The 21088-nt window shown below is 43.8% G+C and carries 20 protein-coding genes and 2 tRNA genes; 12 read left to right on the top strand and 10 right to left on the bottom strand.

Going from position 1 to position 21088, the window contains the following annotated elements; translation table 11 throughout:
• Window positions 1-91 precede the first annotated feature (91 nt).
• Entirely contained in the window at window positions 92-1033 is a 942-nt protein-coding gene (locus F6J99_RS05285; RefSeq protein WP_293112010.1) for an FkbM family methyltransferase, read from the top strand.
• Between the two features lie 82 nt (window positions 1034-1115).
• Here the strand turns inward: F6J99_RS05285 and queC are convergent, their stop codons facing one another.
• Window positions 1116-1802 carry a 7-cyano-7-deazaguanine synthase QueC gene (gene queC, locus F6J99_RS05280; RefSeq protein WP_070396949.1) on the bottom strand — a complete coding sequence of 229 codons (687 nt, stop codon included), beginning with the start codon at window positions 1800-1802 and terminating at the stop codon, window positions 1116-1118.
• A 318-nt stretch (window positions 1803-2120) separates the two neighbouring features.
• Between queC and F6J99_RS05275 the strand changes: the two genes are divergently transcribed.
• Window positions 2121-3206 (top strand): Gfo/Idh/MocA family oxidoreductase, encoded by a 1086-nt coding sequence (locus F6J99_RS05275; RefSeq protein ID WP_149031254.1) that lies wholly within the window; start codon window positions 2121-2123, stop codon window positions 3204-3206.
• 253 nt (window positions 3207-3459) lie between these two features.
• On the opposite strand, the gene F6J99_RS05270 is transcribed toward F6J99_RS05275, so the two are convergent.
• Window positions 3460-4446: an SGNH/GDSL hydrolase family protein gene (locus F6J99_RS05270; RefSeq protein WP_293112009.1), complete on the bottom strand. Its 987-nt coding sequence runs from the start codon at window positions 4444-4446 to the stop codon at window positions 3460-3462.
• Window positions 4447-4644: 198 nt separating this feature from the next.
• Here F6J99_RS05270 and F6J99_RS05265 point away from each other — a divergent pair, with 198 nt between their 5' ends.
• The 3 genes from F6J99_RS05265 to F6J99_RS05255 all read left to right on the top strand — a co-directional run bounded on the left by F6J99_RS05265 (window position 4645) and on the right by F6J99_RS05255 (window position 5213).
• Complete coding sequence (locus tag F6J99_RS05265) at window positions 4645-4785, top strand: hypothetical protein (protein ID WP_168166531.1); 141 nt, start codon at window positions 4645-4647, stop codon at window positions 4783-4785.
• Window positions 4786-4856: 71 nt separating this feature from the next.
• Window positions 4857-4941, top strand: a tRNA-Tyr gene (locus tag F6J99_RS05260).
• 200 nt (window positions 4942-5141) lie between these two features.
• Window positions 5142-5213 (top strand) — tRNA-Thr (locus F6J99_RS05255).
• A gap of 98 nt (window positions 5214-5311) precedes the next feature.
• Here the strand turns inward: F6J99_RS05255 and F6J99_RS05250 are convergent.
• From F6J99_RS05250 to F6J99_RS05240, 3 genes are all read right to left on the bottom strand, one after another.
• Window positions 5312-5617 (bottom strand): DUF433 domain-containing protein, encoded by a 306-nt coding sequence (locus tag F6J99_RS05250; protein ID WP_293112008.1) that lies wholly within the window; start codon window positions 5615-5617, stop codon window positions 5312-5314.
• A gap of 595 nt (window positions 5618-6212) precedes the next feature.
• Window positions 6213-6752, bottom strand: a complete 540-nt coding sequence (locus tag F6J99_RS05245; protein ID WP_293112007.1) for a hypothetical protein — start codon at window positions 6750-6752, stop codon at window positions 6213-6215.
• A 14-nt stretch (window positions 6753-6766) separates the two neighbouring features.
• Entirely contained in the window at window positions 6767-10087 is a 3321-nt protein-coding gene (locus F6J99_RS05240; protein WP_293112006.1) for a DUF4157 domain-containing protein, read from the bottom strand.
• A 644-nt stretch (window positions 10088-10731) separates the two neighbouring features.
• Here F6J99_RS05240 and F6J99_RS05235 point away from each other — a divergent pair.
• Together F6J99_RS05235 and F6J99_RS05230 are read left to right on the top strand one after the other, a co-directional pair.
• A complete protein-coding gene (locus F6J99_RS05235; protein ID WP_293112005.1) occupies window positions 10732-11379 on the top strand; it encodes a bifunctional 4-hydroxy-2-oxoglutarate aldolase/2-dehydro-3-deoxy-phosphogluconate aldolase in 648 nt (215 codons plus the stop codon).
• A gap of 97 nt (window positions 11380-11476) precedes the next feature.
• Window positions 11477-11950, top strand: coding sequence for a L,D-transpeptidase (locus tag F6J99_RS05230; protein WP_293112004.1), 474 nt, complete (start codon window positions 11477-11479; stop codon window positions 11948-11950).
• Between the two features lie 54 nt (window positions 11951-12004).
• Here the strand turns inward: F6J99_RS05230 and F6J99_RS05225 are convergent, their stop codons facing one another.
• The gene (locus tag F6J99_RS05225; RefSeq protein ID WP_293112003.1) at window positions 12005-13183 is read right to left on the bottom strand and encodes a restriction endonuclease; all 1179 of its coding nucleotides are present in this window, start codon (window positions 13181-13183) and stop codon (window positions 12005-12007) included.
• Between the two features lie 3 nt (window positions 13184-13186).
• A complete protein-coding gene (locus F6J99_RS05220) occupies window positions 13187-14809 on the bottom strand; it encodes an AAA family ATPase (RefSeq protein ID WP_293112002.1) in 1623 nt (540 codons plus the stop codon).
• 55 nt (window positions 14810-14864) lie between these two features.
• Here F6J99_RS05220 and F6J99_RS05215 point away from each other — a divergent pair, with 55 nt between their 5' ends.
• The 4 genes from F6J99_RS05215 to F6J99_RS05200 all read left to right on the top strand — a co-directional run bounded on the left by F6J99_RS05215 (window position 14865) and on the right by F6J99_RS05200 (window position 17505).
• Window positions 14865-16187: a hypothetical protein gene (locus tag F6J99_RS05215; protein ID WP_365972648.1), complete on the top strand. Its 1323-nt coding sequence runs from the start codon at window positions 14865-14867 to the stop codon at window positions 16185-16187.
• A gap of 295 nt (window positions 16188-16482) precedes the next feature.
• Window positions 16483-16608 carry a hypothetical protein gene (locus tag F6J99_RS05210; protein WP_293112001.1) on the top strand — a complete coding sequence of 42 codons (126 nt, stop codon included), beginning with the start codon at window positions 16483-16485 and terminating at the stop codon, window positions 16606-16608.
• Window positions 16609-16682: 74 nt separating this feature from the next.
• Window positions 16683-17036, top strand: a complete 354-nt coding sequence (locus tag F6J99_RS05205; protein WP_293112000.1) for a hypothetical protein — start codon at window positions 16683-16685, stop codon at window positions 17034-17036.
• Window positions 17037-17238: 202 nt separating this feature from the next.
• The gene (locus F6J99_RS05200; RefSeq protein ID WP_293111999.1) at window positions 17239-17505 is read left to right on the top strand and encodes a hypothetical protein; all 267 of its coding nucleotides are present in this window, start codon (window positions 17239-17241) and stop codon (window positions 17503-17505) included.
• 12 nt (window positions 17506-17517) lie between these two features.
• On the opposite strand, the gene F6J99_RS05195 is transcribed toward F6J99_RS05200, so the two are convergent.
• Complete coding sequence (locus F6J99_RS05195; protein ID WP_293111998.1) at window positions 17518-18300, bottom strand: ABC transporter ATP-binding protein; 783 nt, start codon at window positions 18298-18300, stop codon at window positions 17518-17520.
• A 116-nt stretch (window positions 18301-18416) separates the two neighbouring features.
• On the opposite strand from F6J99_RS05195, the gene F6J99_RS05190 reads away from it, so the two are divergent.
• Window positions 18417-18620 (top strand): hypothetical protein, encoded by a 204-nt coding sequence (locus F6J99_RS05190; protein WP_293111997.1) that lies wholly within the window; start codon window positions 18417-18419, stop codon window positions 18618-18620.
• Between the two features lie 49 nt (window positions 18621-18669).
• Here the strand turns inward: F6J99_RS05190 and F6J99_RS05185 are convergent, their stop codons facing one another.
• Complete coding sequence (locus tag F6J99_RS05185; RefSeq protein WP_293111996.1) at window positions 18670-19509, bottom strand: ABC transporter permease; 840 nt, start codon at window positions 19507-19509, stop codon at window positions 18670-18672.
• A 36-nt stretch (window positions 19510-19545) separates the two neighbouring features.
• On the bottom strand, window positions 19546-20604 hold the full coding sequence (locus F6J99_RS05180; protein ID WP_293111995.1) for an ABC transporter substrate-binding protein: 1059 nt from the start codon (window positions 20602-20604) through the stop codon (window positions 19546-19548).
• Window positions 20605-21088: the final 484 nt, after the last annotated feature.

Genomic DNA, 21088 nt, shown 5'->3' with positions numbered 1-21088 from the left:
TTAAGTCAGTAATATCTATGTCAAGATAACTACTTATAATTCGTGATATTACTACTGTGCCTTTAAATCAATATAGTTAACAAAAATACCTATGGTATTAAACGCAAATCAACTATCTGAAATAACTATTAAACTAACAGCTACCCTGACAGCAGAACCCTTAAATCAATCTCTTAACTTATGGATGGAAGATATAAATATTCCATCCAAAATAAACTTATCAAAATCTTATCAACATGTTGAAAAAATATTTGATAAGTCTAGTATAATATCTACTCAAAAAAATGGGAGTCCTGTCATCTGCTCTAGTTTTGAAGACTGGATCAAGTCTCCTGCCAATCAGCCATTATCACCAAATCACTCTAACCTAGGATTAGCTACCAATTTTGATATTCTTAAAGCCGAAGCATTGCTAGTTAATCATAACGATTACCATTTACCAAATAATTTAGTAATCGTTCATGAAAATGAACAAGAAACCAATGAATTATATCAAGAAATATTTGAAGAAAAGACCTACATTAAACATGGCATAACTATCCATGATGGGGATTGTATTTTTGATATAGGGGCAAACATCGGTATGTTCACCCTGTTTGCTCAGCAAATCTGTAAAAATGCCAGACTATTCTCCTTTGAAACCTTACCAGATGTTTTTGAACTGTTGCAGATCAATGCATCACTGTATGGCTCCAATGCCAAAGTCTTCAATTTTGGACTTTCCAAGCACTCAAAGAGTATATCTAGTATGATTCATCAACATAACATTGAAAAAATTGATTTACTCAAAGTTAATGCTGATCAACCTCAGCTAGATATCCTGGCTGGCATCAAGGAAAAGGATTGGGAAAAAATTCAGCAAATTGTCATGGAGGTTGATCAGATTACAGCAGGGATAAAACTAAAGCAGATCACAAACTTACTCCAACGGAAAGGCTACCAGTTAGTGATTGATCAAGAAGTATTGCTGGCAGATACAGGGGTTTACCGTATCTACGCCAGCCGTAACTATCAGCTAAATCAATTATCTTAGTATCCAACAGCAATTAAAATCCCTGTTGTTCTACCAACACACTGATTACTCAGCTTACTCAGCACCCTTCACACGGAGGCACTCAGCCTTCCTGATAAGTAAGTGGATCGTCCAATCCCAACTCAGCAAAGGCAGCCAATCGCAACCGACAAGCATCACAAACACCACAAGCTAGATCGTTCCCTGTGTAGCATGACCAGGTTTTTTCCCAAGGCACACCGAGCTGATTGCCTAATTGGATAATTTCGGTTTTTTTCAGGTCAATCAGAGGAGTGACAATTTTAATTCCATTGCCCTCCCTACCTTGTTTCGTACCCAAATCAAAAGCTGTCTGCATTGCTTGGATATAATCCGGACGGCAATCTGGATAGCCAGAATAATCTAAGGCATTGACACCCACATAGACTCCCTCAGCACCAATTGCTTCTGCATAGGATAAGCCAAAGCTCAGAAAAATCGTGTTACGGGCTGGAACGTAGGTAATGGGGATTTCTTGAGACATCTGCTCTAGACTACGCTCCTTGGGTAGGTCAAGGTTATCATCGGTTAACGCTGAACCTCCCCACTGCCGTAAGTCAAACCTGACTACCTGATGTTCCTTAACACCTGCTGCACTAGCAATTGCGTAGGCTGATTTGAGTTCTCGTCGATGTCGCTGCTGATAATCAAAGGAAAGGGCATAACACTCATAACCGTCTCCTACTGATTGATACAAAACTGTAGCAGAGTCTAAACCTCCAGATAACAACACAATTACTTTCTTAGACATGATCCAACCAGATATCACAAGTCTCATCAGGATAATGCCTAATCAAACGTTTTGCACTGTTACTACAACTACCAATTAATAATTTCATTGCTCTGTCAACAGACAACCCACAAACTGACACATAGGGTTAGTGTTCCATATTTCGTCAAACCACAATAAGTATAGAACACATGTTTTAAAGGTTCTTTTAGGCTGAATAGGATGGACAAAGCTTTGAAATTCTTCACATTTATAGTTGCTGTGGTACTATCTGGATGGTTTAAGGCGACTTAGATTAAGTAAATCGACTTATTACCAGTGGTGGAGGAGCAAAAAAGAGTGCAGAATCGTACTTATCAAAGACATCGAGATCATCAAGTCCAGCGCAACTTACCGCAGCCAATCAAAATCGGTGTGATTGGCGTTGGCAATATGGGACAACATCATGCCCGAGTTTTGAGTCTTCTCAAAGACGTTGAAATTGTGGGTGTGGCAGACATTAACGTCGAGCGTGGTTTAAATATTGCCAGTAAGTACCGTGTTCGCTTTTTTGAAGATTATCACGATCTTCTTCCCTATGTAGAGGCGGTTTGCATTGCAGTGCCGACCCGTCTACATCATGACGTCGGGATGACTTGTCTACAAGCTGGAGTCCATATTTTAATTGAAAAACCGATTGCCGCTAGTATTGCTGAGGCAGAATCCTTAGTGAATGCTGCAGCAGAGTCCCAATGTATTCTTCAAGTTGGACATATTGAACGTTTTAACCCAGCTTTCCAGGAACTGAGCAAAGTTCTGAAGACAGAACAATTGCTGGCTGTGGAAGCTCATCGCATGAGTCCCTACTCTGACCGAGCCAATGATGTCTCGGTGGTTTTGGATCTCATGATTCATGATATAGATCTATTACTAGAATTGGTAGCCTCACCTGTGACAAGGTTAACCGCTAGTGGCAGCCGTGCTTCTGATTCCGGGTATTTAGATTACGTCACTGCTACCTTGGGGTTTGCCAATGGTATTGTTGGTACTGTCACGGCCAGTAAAGTTACACACCGAAAAATCCGTCGCATCGCTGCCCATTGCAAAAATTCTCTGACGGAAGCTGATTTCCTCAATAATGAGATTCTAATTCATCGGCAAACCACTGCCAATTATATGACCGACTATGGTCAAGTGCTTTACCGACAGGATGGTTTGATTGAGAAGGTTTATACCAGTAACATTGAACCACTCCATGCTGAGTTAGAACACTTTGTCAATTGTGTACGGGGTGGTAATCAACCTTCTGTCGGGGGTGAACAAGCCCTAAAAGCACTGCGATTGGCAAGTTTGATTGAGCAGATGGCTCTTGATGGTCAAGTTTGGCACAACGTAGATAATGGGAATCATAAACTCCATACTTCGGTTATGACAGTTCCCTGTTAAGGGCTTTTTGTTGATAATTTAGGGGTCAGTTGCACTTGTAACTGACCGACATTAGGAGGAGCCTAAGGGGGTAAGGAACAAATTAGCCAAATCCGCTTTGATAAATCCCTTCTAGCCCTGACGACTAAAAGTCGCGGCTATAGGTAGGTTAAGCCTTATCGAAGAGTACAAAGTCTGCCTGGACAGACTGACTTCAACAGGGGGTCTTGAATCTGGATTTGCGATCAACCTTTTCCCCTGTCCCTTTTTCCATTTACCTGAAAAGTTTGATCACTGATGAAGCTACCTGAGTTGATATCACTTCGCTGACTTTCTGATTTCCTTGGGGGCTAAGGTGAATGTGGTCACGGTAAAGTATTTCTGGTGTTTCGGTGTTATTGAACACTGGTAAAAAATCTAGATAAGTAATGTTGTGCTCTTGAGTAAAGCCACTCAAGCGTTTACGGGCTTTTAACTCATAGTCACGAGGTCCTTTGGTTCCAATTTCCCGCAGTAGGGGGGTCATCCCTAGCACTAACTTGGCTCCAGCAGCATCAGTTAGGGTCTTAATTTCCCCAATGGCCTTGAGATTAAAGCCAACCCGGTCTCCTGGTTCCGCTCTGACTGCTTCCATTTCAGGAATAGCTGGCGCTCTCAGGAGATAGCGACTCCAGATCTCGGCTATGGCTAGGAGGGGTTTTTGGCTGGGATAATTGCGATCGCGTCCCACTTGTACAGAAGTCGGTGCTGTAGCAAACAAGTCATCGGTATTAATCAGTAATACCACTACATGGGCGTTGAAGGTGCCAAAGCGTCGTAGATAGGCTAACTCATTTCGTGGTCCCCAAGAATTAGCAGAAGCATTAAGGACTTCCACTGTTTCAAATGGTTTCTCCTTGGTTAGTCTTGGTAAGACGTCTTTGGTCAGCCATAGTTCTAATTGAGATTGGAGCAGTGCTGATATGGTTTGGTCTTGGTCTGTCCACCAAGCCCCATTCGCAACAGAATCCCCCAGTAGGAACACCCGCAGCATGGATCGCGGTAGCCTAGGAGTGGTGCTGGGACTGCGCATGGAATATTCATTAATGACAATGCGGTTGCCAAACCGTCTGGTGCTTTGGTTAGGGGCTAGCAAGTAGCCAATTTCCTCATCTGCCACATAAATCAGGGGATTACCGAAGCCGAGCAGCCATCGTAAACCGACCTCTAGCGCTACCAAGGAACTGACTAGCACTGCCAAGGTTAATAGCAATACTTTCACAAGAAAATCCTATATAATTTATAAATTTTTCCTATAGTTTTGTCTAGGTTTTCAGTAGTGAGATCACTTTAAAAGCCGAGTATAACCGCTCAAAGCTGAGTATACCAAGGTTAATCGGTAAATTTCCCCCTGATCTAGCCCTGGCTATAATCGACTTGTTGGTTAGATCCCTGATAACTCAAACAGGAGCGACAAACTATGTCAGACCTCAATCGTGGCATCATGAAGTTTAAAGGAGCTGATAGCCCCACAGCCGTGGTTATTTCAGCAATTCTGGTTTTGGGCAGTATCAGCGTTCTGATCTGGTGGGCCTTGCACAACGCGTACACCATTGGCTAATTACCGTCGATTTCCTTAAAAAATTGACAATTCCTAAAAGCTGTGCTAACATTTATAAATGTGAGCTAAAAGGGTCGGTGCCCGAGTGGTTAATGGGGGCGGACTGTAAATCCGTTGGCTATGCCTACGCTGGTTCAAATCCAGCCCGGCCCACCACAATGGTTTGGGATATAACCTAAATATACTTTTGATAAGTCAGCAGAAAATTTGCTGATGTTAACCGTTGACTAATTACCATGACTGGTTTAGGGTCGGCAAATCAAAAGCTGATTAATTGATACCTTGGCAGAGTAAATTTGGCCAAAGTACATTAGGCTAAATCAAACCAATAATGTAAATCTAATAATTTAAATCTAGCCCGTGTGGCTCAGTGGTAGAGCACACCCTTGGTAAGGGTGAGGTCACGAGTTCAATCCTCGTCACGGGCTTTTAAGCATAAATTACCGAATAGTTACTAAATTGTACAGTGACTAATTATTGGTCATCAGTGACATATTGCTGTCATGGAGACACATGAAAATTTTCATCAGCTACGAATTACGCTGAGATCAGGTTGGATTCTAGACAATCGTTGCTGCACTGATTCAGCTAACTGCTCTCTATGATTTAAGTATCTTTCTACCGCATCTTGGTGTCGAAGGTAGTAGCCAATTGTATTGTAAACATCGGACAAAGATAGAGTCGAGTATCGATGGACAATAGACTCAGGGGATGCACCATCTTGAAAGGCTCGAATAACAGTCTCTAGCAAAACTCTTGAATTTCCAACTCGAATCGCTCCGGTTCCATCTTCTTGCAGAGGCGGTGTCTCACGTTCTAAAACGAGGCTCATAGATTAACTTTCCGCGCATCCAGTATCAAACCATCGTAACTTATATCAGGTTCGGATAATTAGTTATAAAAAACCATTACCCTTGAAACCTTACTCCTTTACTTCTGCCTTCTGCCCTCTGCCTTCGATTCGCCCAAGGGTGTAAGTATTCAACCGGACATGATATTACCTCAGAGCGCAATTGCTCAGTGAACTTAAAAACACTGTCTCAAAAGTAATTCTCAGGGTTCTTGGGTTGTGGGATAACAGTAAAGTTAAACGGTGTGATTGTTGGGTTTCGTGCCTCAACCCAACCTACAAGATCGGCGATCGCACTACTTCCAGATTTGGTCGAGTTTCCAGAAAGTGAATAGCAATTTAGGCACGCAAAGGTTTGTGAGCGAGTAATTTTTACGATAAGTGATGGTGCGTTACGGCTTTGGCCTAACTACGAGATTGAAGATAGAGCTAAAGCAAGGACGTTTAAGCCTGAGCGTCTTGTGCACTGGCAATTAGACATAACCCAACACACCCCTACAAGTGAGATCGCGCTAACGCACCCGACGGTAGGAGATTGCACTCATATCGACCATGATCGAATGAACTAGTATTTATGTCATAAAACCTCAAGAGCCCCATATTCTTTGCTTTGCTTCAAAGATTTTAGTAGATGATTTATATCAAACTGAATCTTTACAGGGTAGTCGCGTTTAACACTTTGTTCGATTAAGGCTTCTTGATGTAGAAGAATATAATCGTATAACTCATTACTATGGTGACCGTTTGGGAAATACTCACTAATCGGAGTTTCCGATATGCTGATCAACGAAATGAGCGCTGATTCGCCATCTAAAGTTGGCTCAATAAGCAGAAAATGCCCTTCCGAAACATCTAAGACGCCACTCCTTATTAAGGCAAACTCATTATTTATTAGACGGTTAATCCCATGTCCAAGTTGGGAAAGAAGAGTTTGCAGAGGACCGAAGCTAATGAGATGTGAGAGTTTTTCCTCTCCATTGACACATAAACTTATGCCAACCTGATTTAGGTTGGTTTCAAAATTAATACGCTCAGCCTCACTCAGCATCGAATAGGCTTTTAATGTGATCTTCTCAAAAGATGGGCCTTTATACAAGGCTATATTAAAGTTGTTCATAGCTTTTCAATTCATTATGGGATTTGGCCCATCAATCTACCAATGGCCACGAGGTCACGACCAACAATTACGACAATACTTGCTCCTCCCGGTAAAGGATAACATTGGGTAAGTGCGGTTGGGTAAGTGCCTCCACCAGGGCCAAACCTATTGCCATCGGATTGGATACCCACTCTGTCGCCCACCATATTGTTTTGTAGAAATTTACCAGGGTCAACGCCATTGAGTGGATAGGTTGAGGCAACTTGATCGGCTAGATTTTGTCCTGGTACTGAGTTAACATGTGCCGTGACTGTTGCGGTTATGTTTGTGCCAACAGGATATAAGGTGATGTTACCTCCCACACCGTTTCGGATGCAATTTGCATAGGTCATGTCAAAATTATCAAAACTATGCCCATTTGCTACATGATTAATTCTTTGTTGTAGTAGGCGCAATTGGACCTGATAACCTCCTATTCCAGGCCTAGGTCCGGGGAAAAGATTTGTGGCTACAACTGTTCCACCCATTCCAGCTGGCCAAACTGGCCTGACCCAGTTAGTAGCAAATGTATTCGCATGAGGGAGAGTTGCCCCCCAATTTGGTACTCCACATATTGCACCACCGGCAGCGTTTGTCAGATTAACGGCCGCCCAATTATGTACATTGGCAAACCCAAGTAACTGGACTAATTCTGGATTTGTGGGAGCGCCCCCAGCCGTCAGAATGGTCCCAACCGTTTGTCCGACCACATTCGCTCCCCAGGCTCCCACAAGCGCTAAACTGTTTGGCACAGCATTAACTGTTCTGAGAAATGCTTGTAAATTCCCCACAGTGAGGCCGGCATTAATTGCGTTATCGGCAAAAGGAGGGATGTTAGCGGAAAGCCAGCCAGCCATTCTACCTAGTTCTGAAACTGCTACCTCTTGATCGACTAAAGCTTGGTTTGCTCGACCAATAGCGACCCAGTCGGCAGCCGTTCGTCCTCCGGCGTTTGCTTCGAACAAAGCTAACAGGGCAGTGATGTTTGCCAGATTCCACGCGGGCATTCGTGTAAAGGCTGCTACATTAGCTTCATGGTCTGTTGCACCAACTGCAGTAGCGATAGCAACCCAGTTGGCTGCCGTTCGTCTTCCGGCGTTTGCTTTGAACAAAGCTAACAGGGCAGTGATGTTTGTCGGATTCCACGCGGGCATTTGTGCAAAGGTTGCCACATTAGCTTCATCGTTTTTTGCGCCACGTGCACCAGCGATAGCGACCCAGTCGGCTGCCGTTCGTCCTCCGGCGTTTGCTTCGAACAAAGCTAACAGGGCAATGATGTTTGCCCGTTTCCACCCAGGCATTCGTGCAAAGGCTGCCACATTAGCTTCATGGTTTTTTGCACCAACTGCACCAGCGATAGTGACCCAGTCGTCTGCCGTTCGTCCTCCGGGGTTTGCTTTGAACGAAGCTAACAGGGCAGTGATGTTTGCCCGTTTCCACCCAGGCATTCGTGCAAAGGCTGCCACATTAGCTTCATGGTTTTTTGCACCAACTGCACCAGCGATAGTGACCCAGTCGTCTGCCGTTCGTCCTCCGGCGTTTGCTTTGAACGAAGCTAACAGGGCAGTGATGTTGACCGGATTCCACGCAGGCATTCGTGCAAAGGCTGCCACATTACGTTGATGGTCTGTTGCACCAACTGCACCAGCGATAGTGACCCAGTCGTCTGCCGTTCGTCCTCCGGGGTTTGCTTTGAACAAAGCTAACAGGGCAGTGATGTTGACAGGATTCCACGCGGGCATTCGTGCAAAGGTTGCCACATTAGCTTCATGGTCTGTTGCACCAACTGCACCAGCGATAGCAACCCAGTCGGCAGCCGTTCGTCCTCCGGGGTTTGCTTTGAACAAAGCTAACAGGGCAGTGATGTTGACAGGATTCCACGCGGGCATTCGTGCAAAGGTTGCCACATTAGCTTCATGGTCTGTTGCACCAACTGCACCAGCGATAGCAACCCAGTCGGCAGCCGTTCGTCCTCCGGCGTCTGCTGCATAGGCTTGGGCTAGGTTAATAACATTACCAGGAGTCCAGGCAAGATTTGCCCATGAGAGAATATCCCTCAGAGCTACATACTGAGACAAGTTACGCAACTGAGCGAGGCCCCAGCCTGCAGGCCACCAAGAATATGCTGCTAGTACCCCTAAAGTTGCTCCCCCGACTAGCAGACTGTACAAAATTTGTTCCCATTGCCCCTGAATTACCTCGTGACCCAATGACCGCTGCTGAACTACTGTAGCAGTCGGCCTTATTTGCCCAAATTGCCTGTCCCCCTCCCGTCTCTGCAATGCCTTCAGTCCCATTACATCTGCTTCATGTTCCAAACCCTGATCGTTATTAATCGACATCCCTTGGGCTTGTATCGTCGGTTTTACCTTTCCCTGCATCTGCTGGACGACGTGCCAAGCTTCATGGGTTAAATGTTCCTCTTGTCCAGGTGCGACATGAATATCCGTCCCTTGGGTGTAAGCTAATGCTTGTAATTGGGCAGGTTTGGGCGAATTATAATGAACTCTGACATCATCAAGGGAATATCCCGATAGGTTTTCTACCCCTGTTTTGAGATCGTCGGGTAATCCCGTTTGATTGTGGAGGGACGCCTCTGATGACTCTTGGCTTTTCCCGGTCATTCCGCCTTTCGCTTGGATCGTGCGTTTTCTCTGTGTTGCTGATCTAGACACCCGACCGGCCTTTTCTTCGTACTTATCCCTTAGTTGCCCGACGTTCAACTTTGCCTGTATCGGTTGCACTGGAAGATTTTGCGGAGTAACACTGGCTCTATATGGCTGAATAGCAGGCCGAAACTGAACAGGTGCCAATGCTTGTGCATCAGGAGAATGAACAGGAATATCGACCAAGTTGCGACCGCCATGAATGTCATGACCCTGGGCCGAAGCTGGAGCATTTGATTGTGCGAGTCTGGTGGAGTTGTGGTGCACGGGAACCCCTGATAAGTCAGGCTCCGTAAACCGTTCCAATCCTGACCTTAACTGATCTGGCATTCCTGTGCGGTTTTCGGTCTTGCGTTCGCTGGGTTGAAGTTGCATTGGTGTTTTGCTACTGTCCAATCGACCGTGTCGAATCGCTTCTTCCGCTTTCTTTTGCACATCCTCATTCCAGGGTAACTTTGGCTGCACCTCAGGCGCACCCCGCCCACGCACAGGCACATTCACAAAGTTCCAACTCACAGCCGGCGCCCCAGGGGGATCGTTCTTTTTTACTGGCACTGACCGCACTCCAGGCCGCTGTAACCAACCCGCACTCAGATCGCTATCACTCTGGATCTGTTTCCGGGTTGAGACGATTCTCTGACATTTCATTAACTTTCCCCAATATCTCCTAAACGACTGAGCAATGAACTTGTTCGATCCCCTAACGGGTTGCCTCACCGGCGCGAACGAAACCTAAAAACTAATGCAAAGACGCTTAAGCCTGAGCGTCCAGTGCAGGGATGGGTTAGGCACCCTGACGTTGAGCAATCTGCATCAAAAGGCGTAGCGCCTCGTTAACAGACTCCTCAGTTGGAAATGCCTGAGCTATGCCTGGCTCCAGTCCGGGACCAAGTTAGTCCCGGACTGGAGCCGCCTTGCATTTGTGTGACAGTTTACGTACATCGCTATCAACTTTTAAAACCACGTTCTCTTTATGCAAAGCGCGAGTGGGGGAAACCCCCGTGAGGCCACTGCATCGCTTTTACGCGGTCTACTTATGTTGAAGTGAATGTTGCCTCGGTTCCTATTATAAACTACAGTCCTATTATAAAATTAATCAGAATTCCGGAAATCTGAAATGACACGCGCGAATTTATTCGCGCTTAGTTCTTCATCCCCATGGCGCTTAGGCCAGGGGCAAGCGAGCCGCGTCTTTCGGTAACCCAAGTTGCTAGTTATCCAGATGCGATTTGACCGTAGGTCACGCTACGGGAACGCACGAGGGTGTTGAGGTTAACTAATGGTAACTAGAATTGAGGACTGATAACTGGTTAAACCTATTACGACAGCAGCGAGTAATTGCTGTGATTCGAGCATCCTCGAAATCCCTAGGAGAGCAGATGGCTAAGACAGTAGCCACTGGGGGTATACGGTTAATTGAAATTACCTGGAATAGCGCTGATGCTCCTGAGCTGATTAGTCAGCTCCATAAAGAATTACCCAACTGTATCATTGGTACTGGCACGATATTAAACCAATCTCAGTTACATCAGGCAATTGATGTTGGAGCGCAGTTTATCTTTAGTCCCCATGTGGATACAGCAGTTATTAAAGCAGCGGTAGCTGCTAAGGTGCCAGTGGTTCCCGGAGCACTTTCCCCCACAGAAATTGTGACAGCTTGGGATGCTGGTGCTAGCTGTGTTAAGGTGTTTCCGATTCAGGCGGTCGGTGGTGCTAGTTACATCAAAGCCTTACTTGGTCCACTCGGTCACATCCCTTTAATCCCTACTGGTGGTGTTACCATAGACAATGCTCAGGAATTGATTAATATCGGAGCGATCGCTGTGGGTCTTTCTGGGAATTTGTTTCCTAAATCCCTGATTGATAGGGGGAATTGGAATGCGATCGCAAAACGAGCAAAACTGCTAAAGCAACGATTAGCCCCTGATTCTCTGAGTTGAGGCTATGATGTTGGTGATTTGTTTGATTGACTGCTAAGGTTATATGTTTTTCCACTGGCTAAGTCCCTTAAGAAGCTTGTTTGCCAGTTTCCCACTGATGCTAATCCCCTTGGCTGTCTGGACAACACCAGCGTTGACCAATCCTGTGAGTGAGCAAATCGCTACTAGAGTGATGGAACTACAAGATTCAGAAGAACGCTGGATTGAGATAGACCTAACCAATCAAAGGCTGATTGCTTGGGAAGGTAGACAACCGGTTTATGCAATAATTGTCTCTACTGGCAAGGATTCAACACCTACCCATCCTGGTACATTCACGATTCAATCCAAGCGTCGCAAGGACAGAATGCGTGGTGCAGATTACGATCTGGCCAATGTACCTTATGCCATGTATTACCACCGGGGCTATGCTATCCATGGGGCATACTGGCATCGTAAGTTTGGTACGCCAGTAAGTCATGGCTGTGTGAATGTAGCTGTGGATCATGCTGAGTGGTTATTTGATTGGGCGTCTGTGGGAACACCAATTGTAATTCATCAGGGCATTGAAGAATTGGCCAAGGATCAATGAGATCAAGTCTGTGGAATCATTAGTCACTCTACCTGTAGGGTTTGTTTCCCAGTTCTAAGTAAATCCTGTTAATTTCTTTAGGAATAGTTCACCAGCTTCTTCCAAATTCCCATCCAGAGAAAACGTCAAGCTGCGGACTCGAATATCACGAATTTTAACATCAAGGGGTTGAGTTAAAGGAGCTGGATATACTAAAACTGCCTCTTGGCAATCTTGTGTGATGGCATAGATTACTACTTGGTTAAAGTCATCACGAGATGGACTAATAGGGATTTTATACTTAGTATCGAGAATGCAGTATGTTTTCTCAGTAGCTACCTCGTAAAGTACTAAATCAATGTAAAAATATAATGTGTTGTTGATGTCTACTCTTTCAAGTATCTTAATGCCAAATCCACTGGGTAAGTGCGATTTTAGCCATTCAGCCACAAAGCGTTCATAGAGTTTTGCCATGTTTACTAGAAAGGGCAACATGGTATTGCTACCTGTTTGATGACTTGGTCCGCTGTGTTCGAGAAAAAAGCGGCAAAGAGCATGTAACCTTTGGTAATTCTGATTGAGCCGATTATAGTTTCGTCCAATACAATCCCTAGCGCTATAAGGTTGTAGGGTGACAAGGTTTTGTAGGGCATGATAGGCTTGGCGCAACATTGGACTTACCTTAGCGCTATATAAACCAGTGCGACAGATACAGTGGAGTGTCCAGGCGATAATCTGATTATCTTCGATGTCACTAGTGTGTTCGTCGTAATGGCAGTTAAGTTTGATATCCCATGGCTTCTGGATAGTTTGCTGTACATCCAAACGCCCCCGAAGGTATGCTAGTTGACCAGTTGTGGGGATGTAGGTGCGGTAGAGTCCTTGGCGAATGCGATCGCGTATGCCATTAATGAGGATACTAACCAAGTAATCGTAAAATTCTTCTAGAGATTTACAATCAATCAACCCCTCTAGAATGTGAAAGCTTCTAAGGTTATAAGCATAGTCCAGCATTCCAAAAAGATTGTTTAGGGGGACTTTCGGCTGGAGTTGGATGCTCAGTTCATTGGTTAGGGGAATATAACCTACCCATCCTTGAGAGGTGAGTTGCCAGTAATCCCCCGTTCTGGAGTATTCAAGATTTACTGTTACCTGATTGCTGTATTTTTGCTGCAATTCATCGATTACGGATTCTGGAATCTGGTAGCGTGGAATCTTATCTGGCTGATACTCCGTTAGTTTGATTATTGTCATCTTTTAGTTTAAATTTTTAATATTAACTTTAATAGTGTCCCAGCGAAATTGGTCTAGTTTATCCCGTTGATCGAAAAAGTATTCTTCTAGATATGGCTCAATTTCCCTTTGCCAGATATCTTCAATTTCCTCAGCTATAGTTTCTATTAGAAAGAAGGAGATTCCCAGGGAGTAGTTAGGATCTGCGATCGCATTATTTATTTGTTCGAGTATCTTAATCAATCCATTAACTGGAAAATCGGTTGTTTCGTGATATCGTCTCAGGATTTCATAGTTGGGATAGAGCCGAATAAATGCAAAGCGACGGCGAAATGCCTGATCAACTAGAGCAATAGAACGGTCTGCTGTGTTCATAGTACCGATGATCCGAACATTTTTCGGGATACTGAATAGTTGATTACTGCCAGCTAAGGGAATTTTTTGATCCCGGTACTCTAGTAGATACAATAATTCTCCAAACACACTAGCGAGGTTAGCACGATTAATTTCATCGATGATTAGAACACAAATTCCTCGCCGAGACTCAGCTTTATTACAGAATTCTAGAAATCTGCCTGGAAGTAAAGGATATCTCAATTCTCCATTTTGACTTTGTGGACGAATACCTTGAATAAAATCTTCATAGGAATAGGCAGGATGGAATTGGACAAGTTCTGTGAATCCATCACTTCCACTGATTAAATGGTTAGCAATTTTTTGAGCACTATAGGTTTTACCTGTACCTGGTGGGCCGTAAAAAATTCCTTGTCCTTTGCGTTCAATAGCACGTATCCATCCCTCTAACTCTGCTATATCAAAACCAGTATCTCTAGCACATTCGCTTACCGTATACTCCTCTGGTAACTTCATCCTTGAAGCATCAGAGGAGTATACGGTAACCTCCTCTTTCCCCGAAAAATTATACCCTTTAACCGCAACTAACCAGTAGCAAAACATATCGAATAAATCATTATCCCTGAGCACTGGTACACCCGGTTGATGCATAGTGTTATCTAATGCTTTAATCAGCTTCAATCCAGCAGCATTTGCTGCTGGATAATCTATCAGTCTCTTTCCGTAGGATGTATTAACAAAATAATTGATAACCTGTCGAGAATTATCATTGATTAACAGAAACCTATCTGGTTGCAGCCCATTGAGGAGATTCGTCAGCATTTCCGTCGGAAAACCTTTAGAGTATTCCCCTGTAGAAAACTGATCACAAGCTGCTGATAACTGATTAGGATGCTTAGTGCAGCAACCAACAAATTCAAGGATGTCGTAACCAATCTGCTCTACTAACCTTTGTATCCATTTATGATGATATTTCAGTTTTAATGGCAATCGTAATTCTAAATAATTATCACGTTTTCTAGGAATAGTTAGTATCCATGAATCATCACCCTCACCATATTGACTATTCAACGTAATCGCCAATTCTCTATCAGGGAATAGCTGAAATAGTATCGGTTCTGTTATAGCTTCTCCAGACTCCACTATGGCAGAGATAGCTTCAAAATTCCGACACCAAAGGCGACGCTGCTCTTTGTAGGTTGCCATGTGACTTAACCCAACCGGTGTGTAGGGATATGAACTGATAAATTCCTGAAATAGACTGACCAATTCAGCTTTCTTATCCCCCACCATACTATCCACCTAATTTTTTTTATTAGAACATGTTTGAGACATTAGAGACTGTGATATGAACCGACAAAGATGTGAAAGATATCTATTACGGCGAGTATTTCAGGCTAACTTGGCAGACTATTGTCAGGTAGATGGCTATGATATCTATGATGAACGAGTATTTGAAATTTCAGCAATTAATGCCCTGCGCAAGCGAGTGAAAAATCCAGACGTCTCTCTTGATGGCACAGGATTTCCGGAGTTTATGGGAGCACTCAATACATTTTTAACGAAGGAACGAGCCATTTCTGAATTACGACAAGCGAGAACCTTAGCCCGTCAAGGTAGTAACCATGTTCATGAAGCTATTGAACGTCGCATCCCCTTGCTAGAGCAAGATTTAAATGAATTGAAAGAACGGATTAATTCCGTTGAACCAGAATTTAATAAACTCAAGGATATTGGTGAGCAATTCAAGGATGAAATTAAAACTGTTCGGGATAGTAAAGCGAAAGCGATCGCAGATTCCTTTCGTACCTATGTTTTAAATTTAGGCAATACCTTTGAATCGGATTTTTTATACTATCAACCTGAACTCCGATTTATGGATTTCTTGAGTACAGGGAAACGAGAAGCCTTTGAATCGGAGTTGAGACAAGGCTTTGAACGGTATATTAATGATAAATTGTCAGAGTGGAGTAAGACAGCTGAAAAAGAAATGGATGCTGCCTTTGAACAGCTATCTCGCAGTGCAGTAACCTACGGGGCTTCCTATACTAAAGTAACGGATAAAATTAATCAAAAGTTAACCGGAAAAACCGTAAGACCTGTCAGCAACTACACTACAGAAGATAATGCTCCTGCTTGGGCAAAATGGGCAGCAGGATTATTTTCCTTAGCTAGGGGTAATATAGCAGGAGTCGCTATGGCTGGAGCTGGTTTCGATTGGAAAAATATTGTGCTGAATTTCATCACAGTTATGGCAATTGGTGGCATCATTAGCTTTATTCCTGGGATTTTTATCGGACCAGTGCATCTAGCCTTATTAGGATTAGGGGTTGGAGTCGTGCAAGCCGATCAAGCTCGTAAGGAATTGGTGAAAGCAGCTAGAAAAGAGTTGGTGAAATATTTGCCTGAGGTAGCACAAGAGCAATGGCAACCAATTTATGATGCTATCAAAGAATGTTTTGATGTGTATGAGCAGGAAGTAACTGAGCGGATGGATGATGATATTAAAGCTCGCAAAGCGGAATTAGATAATTTAATGAAGCAAAAAGAATCTCATGAAATTAATCGGGAGCAAGAATTAGCTCGCTTGAAACAGTTAGAGGCTGATGTCGCCTCCCAATCCCAGAAGGTTGAGACCGCTTATCAGAATTTTGTGAATGCGATCGCTTAACCTTCTAGTAAGCATTCAGCTATCAGCCGTCAGTAGTCAGTGGTCAGCGGTCAGCCGTTGGGCTTTGGCACCTCAAGTAGCGCATAAGCACCTCAAGTAGCGTGCCCGTAGCGCATTAGCTGATCGCTTAACCTTCTACTATCGAATACCCAAGACTAATAATTAGTCTTGGGTATTCGTTAATTTAAGCAAAAATCATAACAGTTGAAGGTTGACAGTTAACAGTTAATGGTCAACCTTCAACTTTAAATTTTAAACTTCCAACAAAATAACCTTCAACCTTAAACCTTCAACCTTGGCCTTTGGCCACGCTACGCGAACAACCTTCAACCTTGGCCTTTGGCCACGCTACGCGAACAACCTTCAACTCCCTACTCCCTGTTCCCTGTTCCCTGTTCCCTATTCCCTTTACTCTATATAATTTTCAAAGCCAATTTGGCGAAACATTTTTGGCAGTAATAGTAATAATAATAAAACACCTTAAGCAGACAGAAAATGAAAATTGAATATTTAGAGTTTACGGAACAAACAAAAACCGAGACAGACCAGATTAAAGGAGCACTTGCTCCACTGCTCGTATCAGCTGGAATTGGTGCTGCATCAGGAGCAGCTTTTCAGGTAGCATCCAACGCTATTTTTGGTAGACGCCTAAGTGATGGTGTTTTCCAAGCAGCAGCAGGAGGTGCAGTTACAGGAATGTTTAGTCCAGTTTCTACCATTTGGAAACCGATAAAATTTGCTCAACCATGGATACAAGGCTATCGACGAGGCATTGATCCAAAGTCAGTTTGGCGTCCAATGGTCGGTGGAGGTGCTGGTGGAGTACTCGATGGAGCCTTAAGTCATTAAGGGGTTTTGTCAGTATTTTTTGTCAGTATTTTTTTGTCTGTGGGGTGTGATTATTCGTCAGTCAAAAGGTCAAAATTTAGTAAGGGTGTACAGCTGTGCGCCCTTACAACTTTCTACCAATAGCTTTTGGGAATAGGTAATAGCTAAAAACACTAAGATAGTAGATATCATGTTATTTTGTAAAAGGTTATTACAAAGGTTATTGCGAAGATTATTAATTGGAGGAACTACAGGTTTGCTTGTGGTAGTGTTATTAGATATTTTGGCTTACCCTCTGTATCATCAAGAGCCAACTTCTCTAAATTGGTTTGAGCAAACCTTGATTAAAGTAGATTACCAAGCAGCAGCACTACAAGAAGACATCGTTACTTATTTAGTAATCGCAGTAAAGGATGGGATTCGGCTAATGATTGCAGTATGTCTATCCTTGACTCTAGTTGAAACTGTGCTGATAAAAAGGAAAGGTTGAGTCTTATTTAATTTATCGTTTGCTTTTACTGCGCAAAGCTTGAATTACCTGCCGTTTCAATTCCACAAATTCCAGGGTTAGCTTTGTATCCAGAGTACGAACAGCGGGTAAGTCAATCATAATCTTATCCCGGATGCAACCCGGATGAGCTCCCATCACATAGATACCCTCGGATAAGAACACCGCTTCTTCCACATCATGGGTAATCATCAAAACGGTAATATGGGTCTTCTCCCAAAGTCCAAGAAAAAATTCCTGCAATTCCTCCTTGGTTTGGGCATCTAAGGCTCCAAAGGGCTCATCCATCAACAGCACTTCCGGTTCATTAGCCAACGCTCGTGCGATCGCAACCCGCTGTTTCATACCCCCTGACAGCTGTTTGGGGTAAGCATTAGCAAAGCGGCTTAGACCGATTACATCCAAATAGTAAGCAATCCGTTCTTGGGATTCCCCCTTAGGCAATCGTTGTAACCTCAGACCAAAGCCAATATTATCAGCAATCGTTAGCCAGGGAAATAGGGTATAGTTCTGAAAGACCATGCCCCGATCCCGACCAGGACCTAAAACCACCTCACCATCTACCTTTACATGTCCTTTGGAAGGAGGAATTAGTCCAGCGATAATGTTGAGCAAGGTTGATTTGCCGCAGCCAGAGGGTCCAACTATACACACAAATTCATTGGCTTCAAGATTGAGATTAATATCCTTTAGCACTACCAATTCTTCCCGTCGGTGACGAAAACTTTTGGAAATATCACACACCTGTAGCTTAGGCAAATTGTAATCATTGGTCATTTTAAAAGGGGGGATATCATATAGCGTTTGTATCTGGGTAAGGTACAAATTATTCGGTTTTAGGGAGCAGGGAGCAGGGAGCAGGGAGCAGGTAAGAGCTAAGAGGTAAAAAACCTGTGTACCTGATAGTTATCAAAAACCCTGTAAACCTTGGCCTTTTGGCCTTTTGGCCACGCTACGCGAACGGCCACGCTACGCGAACAACCTTCTTAAACCTTGGCCTTTTGGCCTTTTGGCCACGCTACGCGAACGGCCACGCTACGCGAACAACCTTATTAAACCTTCATTCAACCTTCTTAAACCTTCAACCTTCAACCTGATTTAACCTTCAACCTTCTTAAACCTTCAACCTTCAACCTTCTTAAACCTTTAACGTTCAACAAATTGCTCCGACCAAGGAACAGTTAAGCGGAAAAGCAACCTAAACCCAAAATCCAGCATCAACCCAATTAGTCCAATCACTAAAATACAAAAGAGAACTTTATCGGTCTCTAGGAATCGTTGAAAATAGATAATCTTGAAGCCCAAACCATTTTCAGCAGCAATTAATTCTGCAATCACCAGAAAGTTCCAGGCACCAGCAACATTAACCCGCATCGTATCAATAATATTTGGTAGAGTTGCTGGTAGAATCACTCGAAATAATACATCAACCCGATTCGCCCCCAAGGTGTAAGCCACATTAAGCATTTCATCAGGGATAAACTTGACAGCATCAGCAATCATTATCGCGTTGTAGAACACAATTCCCAAGAAAATAATTATGATCTTTGCGGTTTCACCTAACCCTGCCCACAGAACAATTAGGGGCATAAACGCCGCCACTGGCATATAGCGTACAATACCGACAATCGTACCAAACAGGCTCTCCATGCTGTAAAATGTCCCCATGGCAATGCCAATGGGAATACCAACTACTGCCGCAAACAGAAAACCAACTAGCACACGGGTAAAACTGGCGATAATATCAGTCAGTAACTGCTCTTCTGTCAACATCTTCCAGCCAGCTTTCAGGACAACCATCGGACTTGGCAAGAATCTTGGGTCTACTAATTCTTGATAGCTTAGGAAGATCCAAACTAGCAGGGGTACTACTAAGGCAATGATGGTGAGCAGGACACTGAGCCAAGCAGGAAAGCCCTGACGGATACTCCAAAATACCGATGGTCGTAGGTAACGTTTGCGGGGAGAAGATATAGGTTGTGGCACAGGGGTCTTAACTGACAGCAAATTTACGTAATGTTTCTATGCTTCTAAAGCAGCTTTCACAAATTTCGGTTCCAGAAATTGCTCCATATCAGGAATAGTATCAATCTTGCCGTGGTTTGCCAAAAACCTCGCCATATCCATCAAGGGCTCCAGTAAGTAGGAATCACTCTGCTTATTTCCTAGCATCTCCAGATTGGCACGAGCATCTGGGAGACTAATGCCTTTTAGATCAGCAGCTAGGGCATCCGGCTCAATTTTCAACTCCTTCGCTGCGATCGCTAACCCTTCCGATCGATGTTGATTGAGAAAGGCTAGTCCTTTGAAAACCCCTTTGACAAAGGCTTCCACCGCCTCTGGGTTGGCTTCGATATACTCAGTGGCAAACAGATAAACATCAGTAATCGCTGTTGGTATTTGGGACGAGTCGTAGATGATGCGTCCATCAGGTTGAGCCAAGTTAGCCTGTTTTAGGAATGGTGCATAGGTAACAGCAATGTCCACATTCCCCACCTGGTAAGCTGCTGCTGCTCCCGCTGGATCCACATTCACCAAGGTAACATCACCTTCACTCAACCCAACTGCTGTGAGTACTTTTAGTAGGAAGAAATGGCTAACTGCCCCTTTTTCAACCGCAATCTTCTTGCCCTTAAAGTCCTTAATGCTACTAATACTGTTGCGGGCTAAGATGCCATCCCCACCAACGGAGTTATCCTCTACCAAAACAATGCGATAGTCTTTGCCCTTAGTTGCCAATAAGACTGCTTCAGACGTTACAGGAGCAATAGCATCGAGTTTTCCTGCTAAAAAGCCAGAGATATAATCGGGATTATACCCAAAGGTTTTCAGGTCAACCCTTAGCCCCAGTTCCTGAAAGAAGCCTTTTTTGAGCGCAATCAAAAGAGGAGTTAAACCAATCCAAGTGGTCACCCCTAGAGACAAAGACATCGATGGGCTAGGCTTAGAATCACCCAAGTCATTCCCAGAAGATGTTTGCTTTGGGGGAGTACATGCCCCCAGGATAACGCTGCTGGATGCAAAGATTAGCCATTGCAGAGTTTGACGTCTTGAGCAGAACTTGAGTCTTTGTAGAACCATATCATCTTCCGTTATATCCGTTACATGGGTTAACCCATCCGTTTCCAGTTAACTCCTGAAGACGGTATCTAAAATAACATTTTGTTATTTTTTTGGGGTGATGGGTTGCACCCCTCATTATTTGTGTTATATTTAGATCAGTAGATGCACCCTGATGATTAAGAGAGCCGCACTTGTGACTCTCTTCTTTTTTTTTAGGCTTAGAGGGGAAGAGTGGGAAGAAGCAGACCAGAGGAAAGAAATTTGGTGTGTGCCTTACCAGAATTTGGGTAGGGCTATGCATTGGCTTAAGTTGACTATTGCTAGTAAACAGTCAACAGTCAAAAATCAAGACTTTGAGTAATTTCTGCTAGATATTAATTGACTACAATCTCAAAAAAATCCCCAAAAATACGGTTTTAGCAACTAGAGATGATCCAGGAAGATAAAGCAGGGGACTTTTAAACCTTCTCAAACTACCATCCGATTTGATTCGTCAAATACA

The organism is Moorena sp. SIO4G3 (genome assembly GCF_010692305.1).
Classification (GTDB): Bacteria; Cyanobacteriota; Cyanobacteriia; order Cyanobacteriales; family Coleofasciculaceae; genus Moorena; species Moorena producens_A.
The sequence above is the reverse complement of the archived record's forward strand: the minus strand, read 5'-3'. Positions and strand labels throughout refer to the sequence as shown.

Coding starts and splice junctions, on each gene's coding strand:
- F6J99_RS05285 (WP_293112010.1), top strand. CDS start 92: ATGGTATTAAACGCAAATCAACTATCTGAAATAACTATTAAACTAACA.
- queC (WP_070396949.1), bottom strand. CDS start 1,802: ATGTCTAAGAAAGTAATTGTGTTGTTATCTGGAGGTTTAGACTCTGCT.
- F6J99_RS05265 (WP_168166531.1), top strand. CDS start 4,645: ATGTCAGACCTCAATCGTGGCATCATGAAGTTTAAAGGAGCTGATAGC.
- F6J99_RS05250 (WP_293112008.1), bottom strand. CDS start 5,617: ATGAGCCTCGTTTTAGAACGTGAGACACCGCCTCTGCAAGAAGATGGA.
- F6J99_RS05245 (WP_293112007.1), bottom strand. CDS start 6,752: ATGAACAACTTTAATATAGCCTTGTATAAAGGCCCATCTTTTGAGAAG.
- F6J99_RS05240 (WP_293112006.1), bottom strand. CDS start 10,087: ATGAAATGTCAGAGAATCGTCTCAACCCGGAAACAGATCCAGAGTGAT.
- F6J99_RS05230 (WP_293112004.1), top strand. CDS start 11,477: ATGCTAATCCCCTTGGCTGTCTGGACAACACCAGCGTTGACCAATCCT.
- F6J99_RS05225 (WP_293112003.1), bottom strand. CDS start 13,183: ATGACAATAATCAAACTAACGGAGTATCAGCCAGATAAGATTCCACGC.
- F6J99_RS05220 (WP_293112002.1), bottom strand. CDS start 14,809: ATGGTGGGGGATAAGAAAGCTGAATTGGTCAGTCTATTTCAGGAATTT.
- F6J99_RS05215 (WP_365972648.1), top strand. CDS start 14,865: ATGAACCGACAAAGATGTGAAAGATATCTATTACGGCGAGTATTTCAG.
- F6J99_RS05205 (WP_293112000.1), top strand. CDS start 16,683: ATGAAAATTGAATATTTAGAGTTTACGGAACAAACAAAAACCGAGACA.
- F6J99_RS05195 (WP_293111998.1), bottom strand. CDS start 18,300: ATGACCAATGATTACAATTTGCCTAAGCTACAGGTGTGTGATATTTCC.
- F6J99_RS05180 (WP_293111995.1), bottom strand. CDS start 20,604: ATGGTTCTACAAAGACTCAAGTTCTGCTCAAGACGTCAAACTCTGCAA.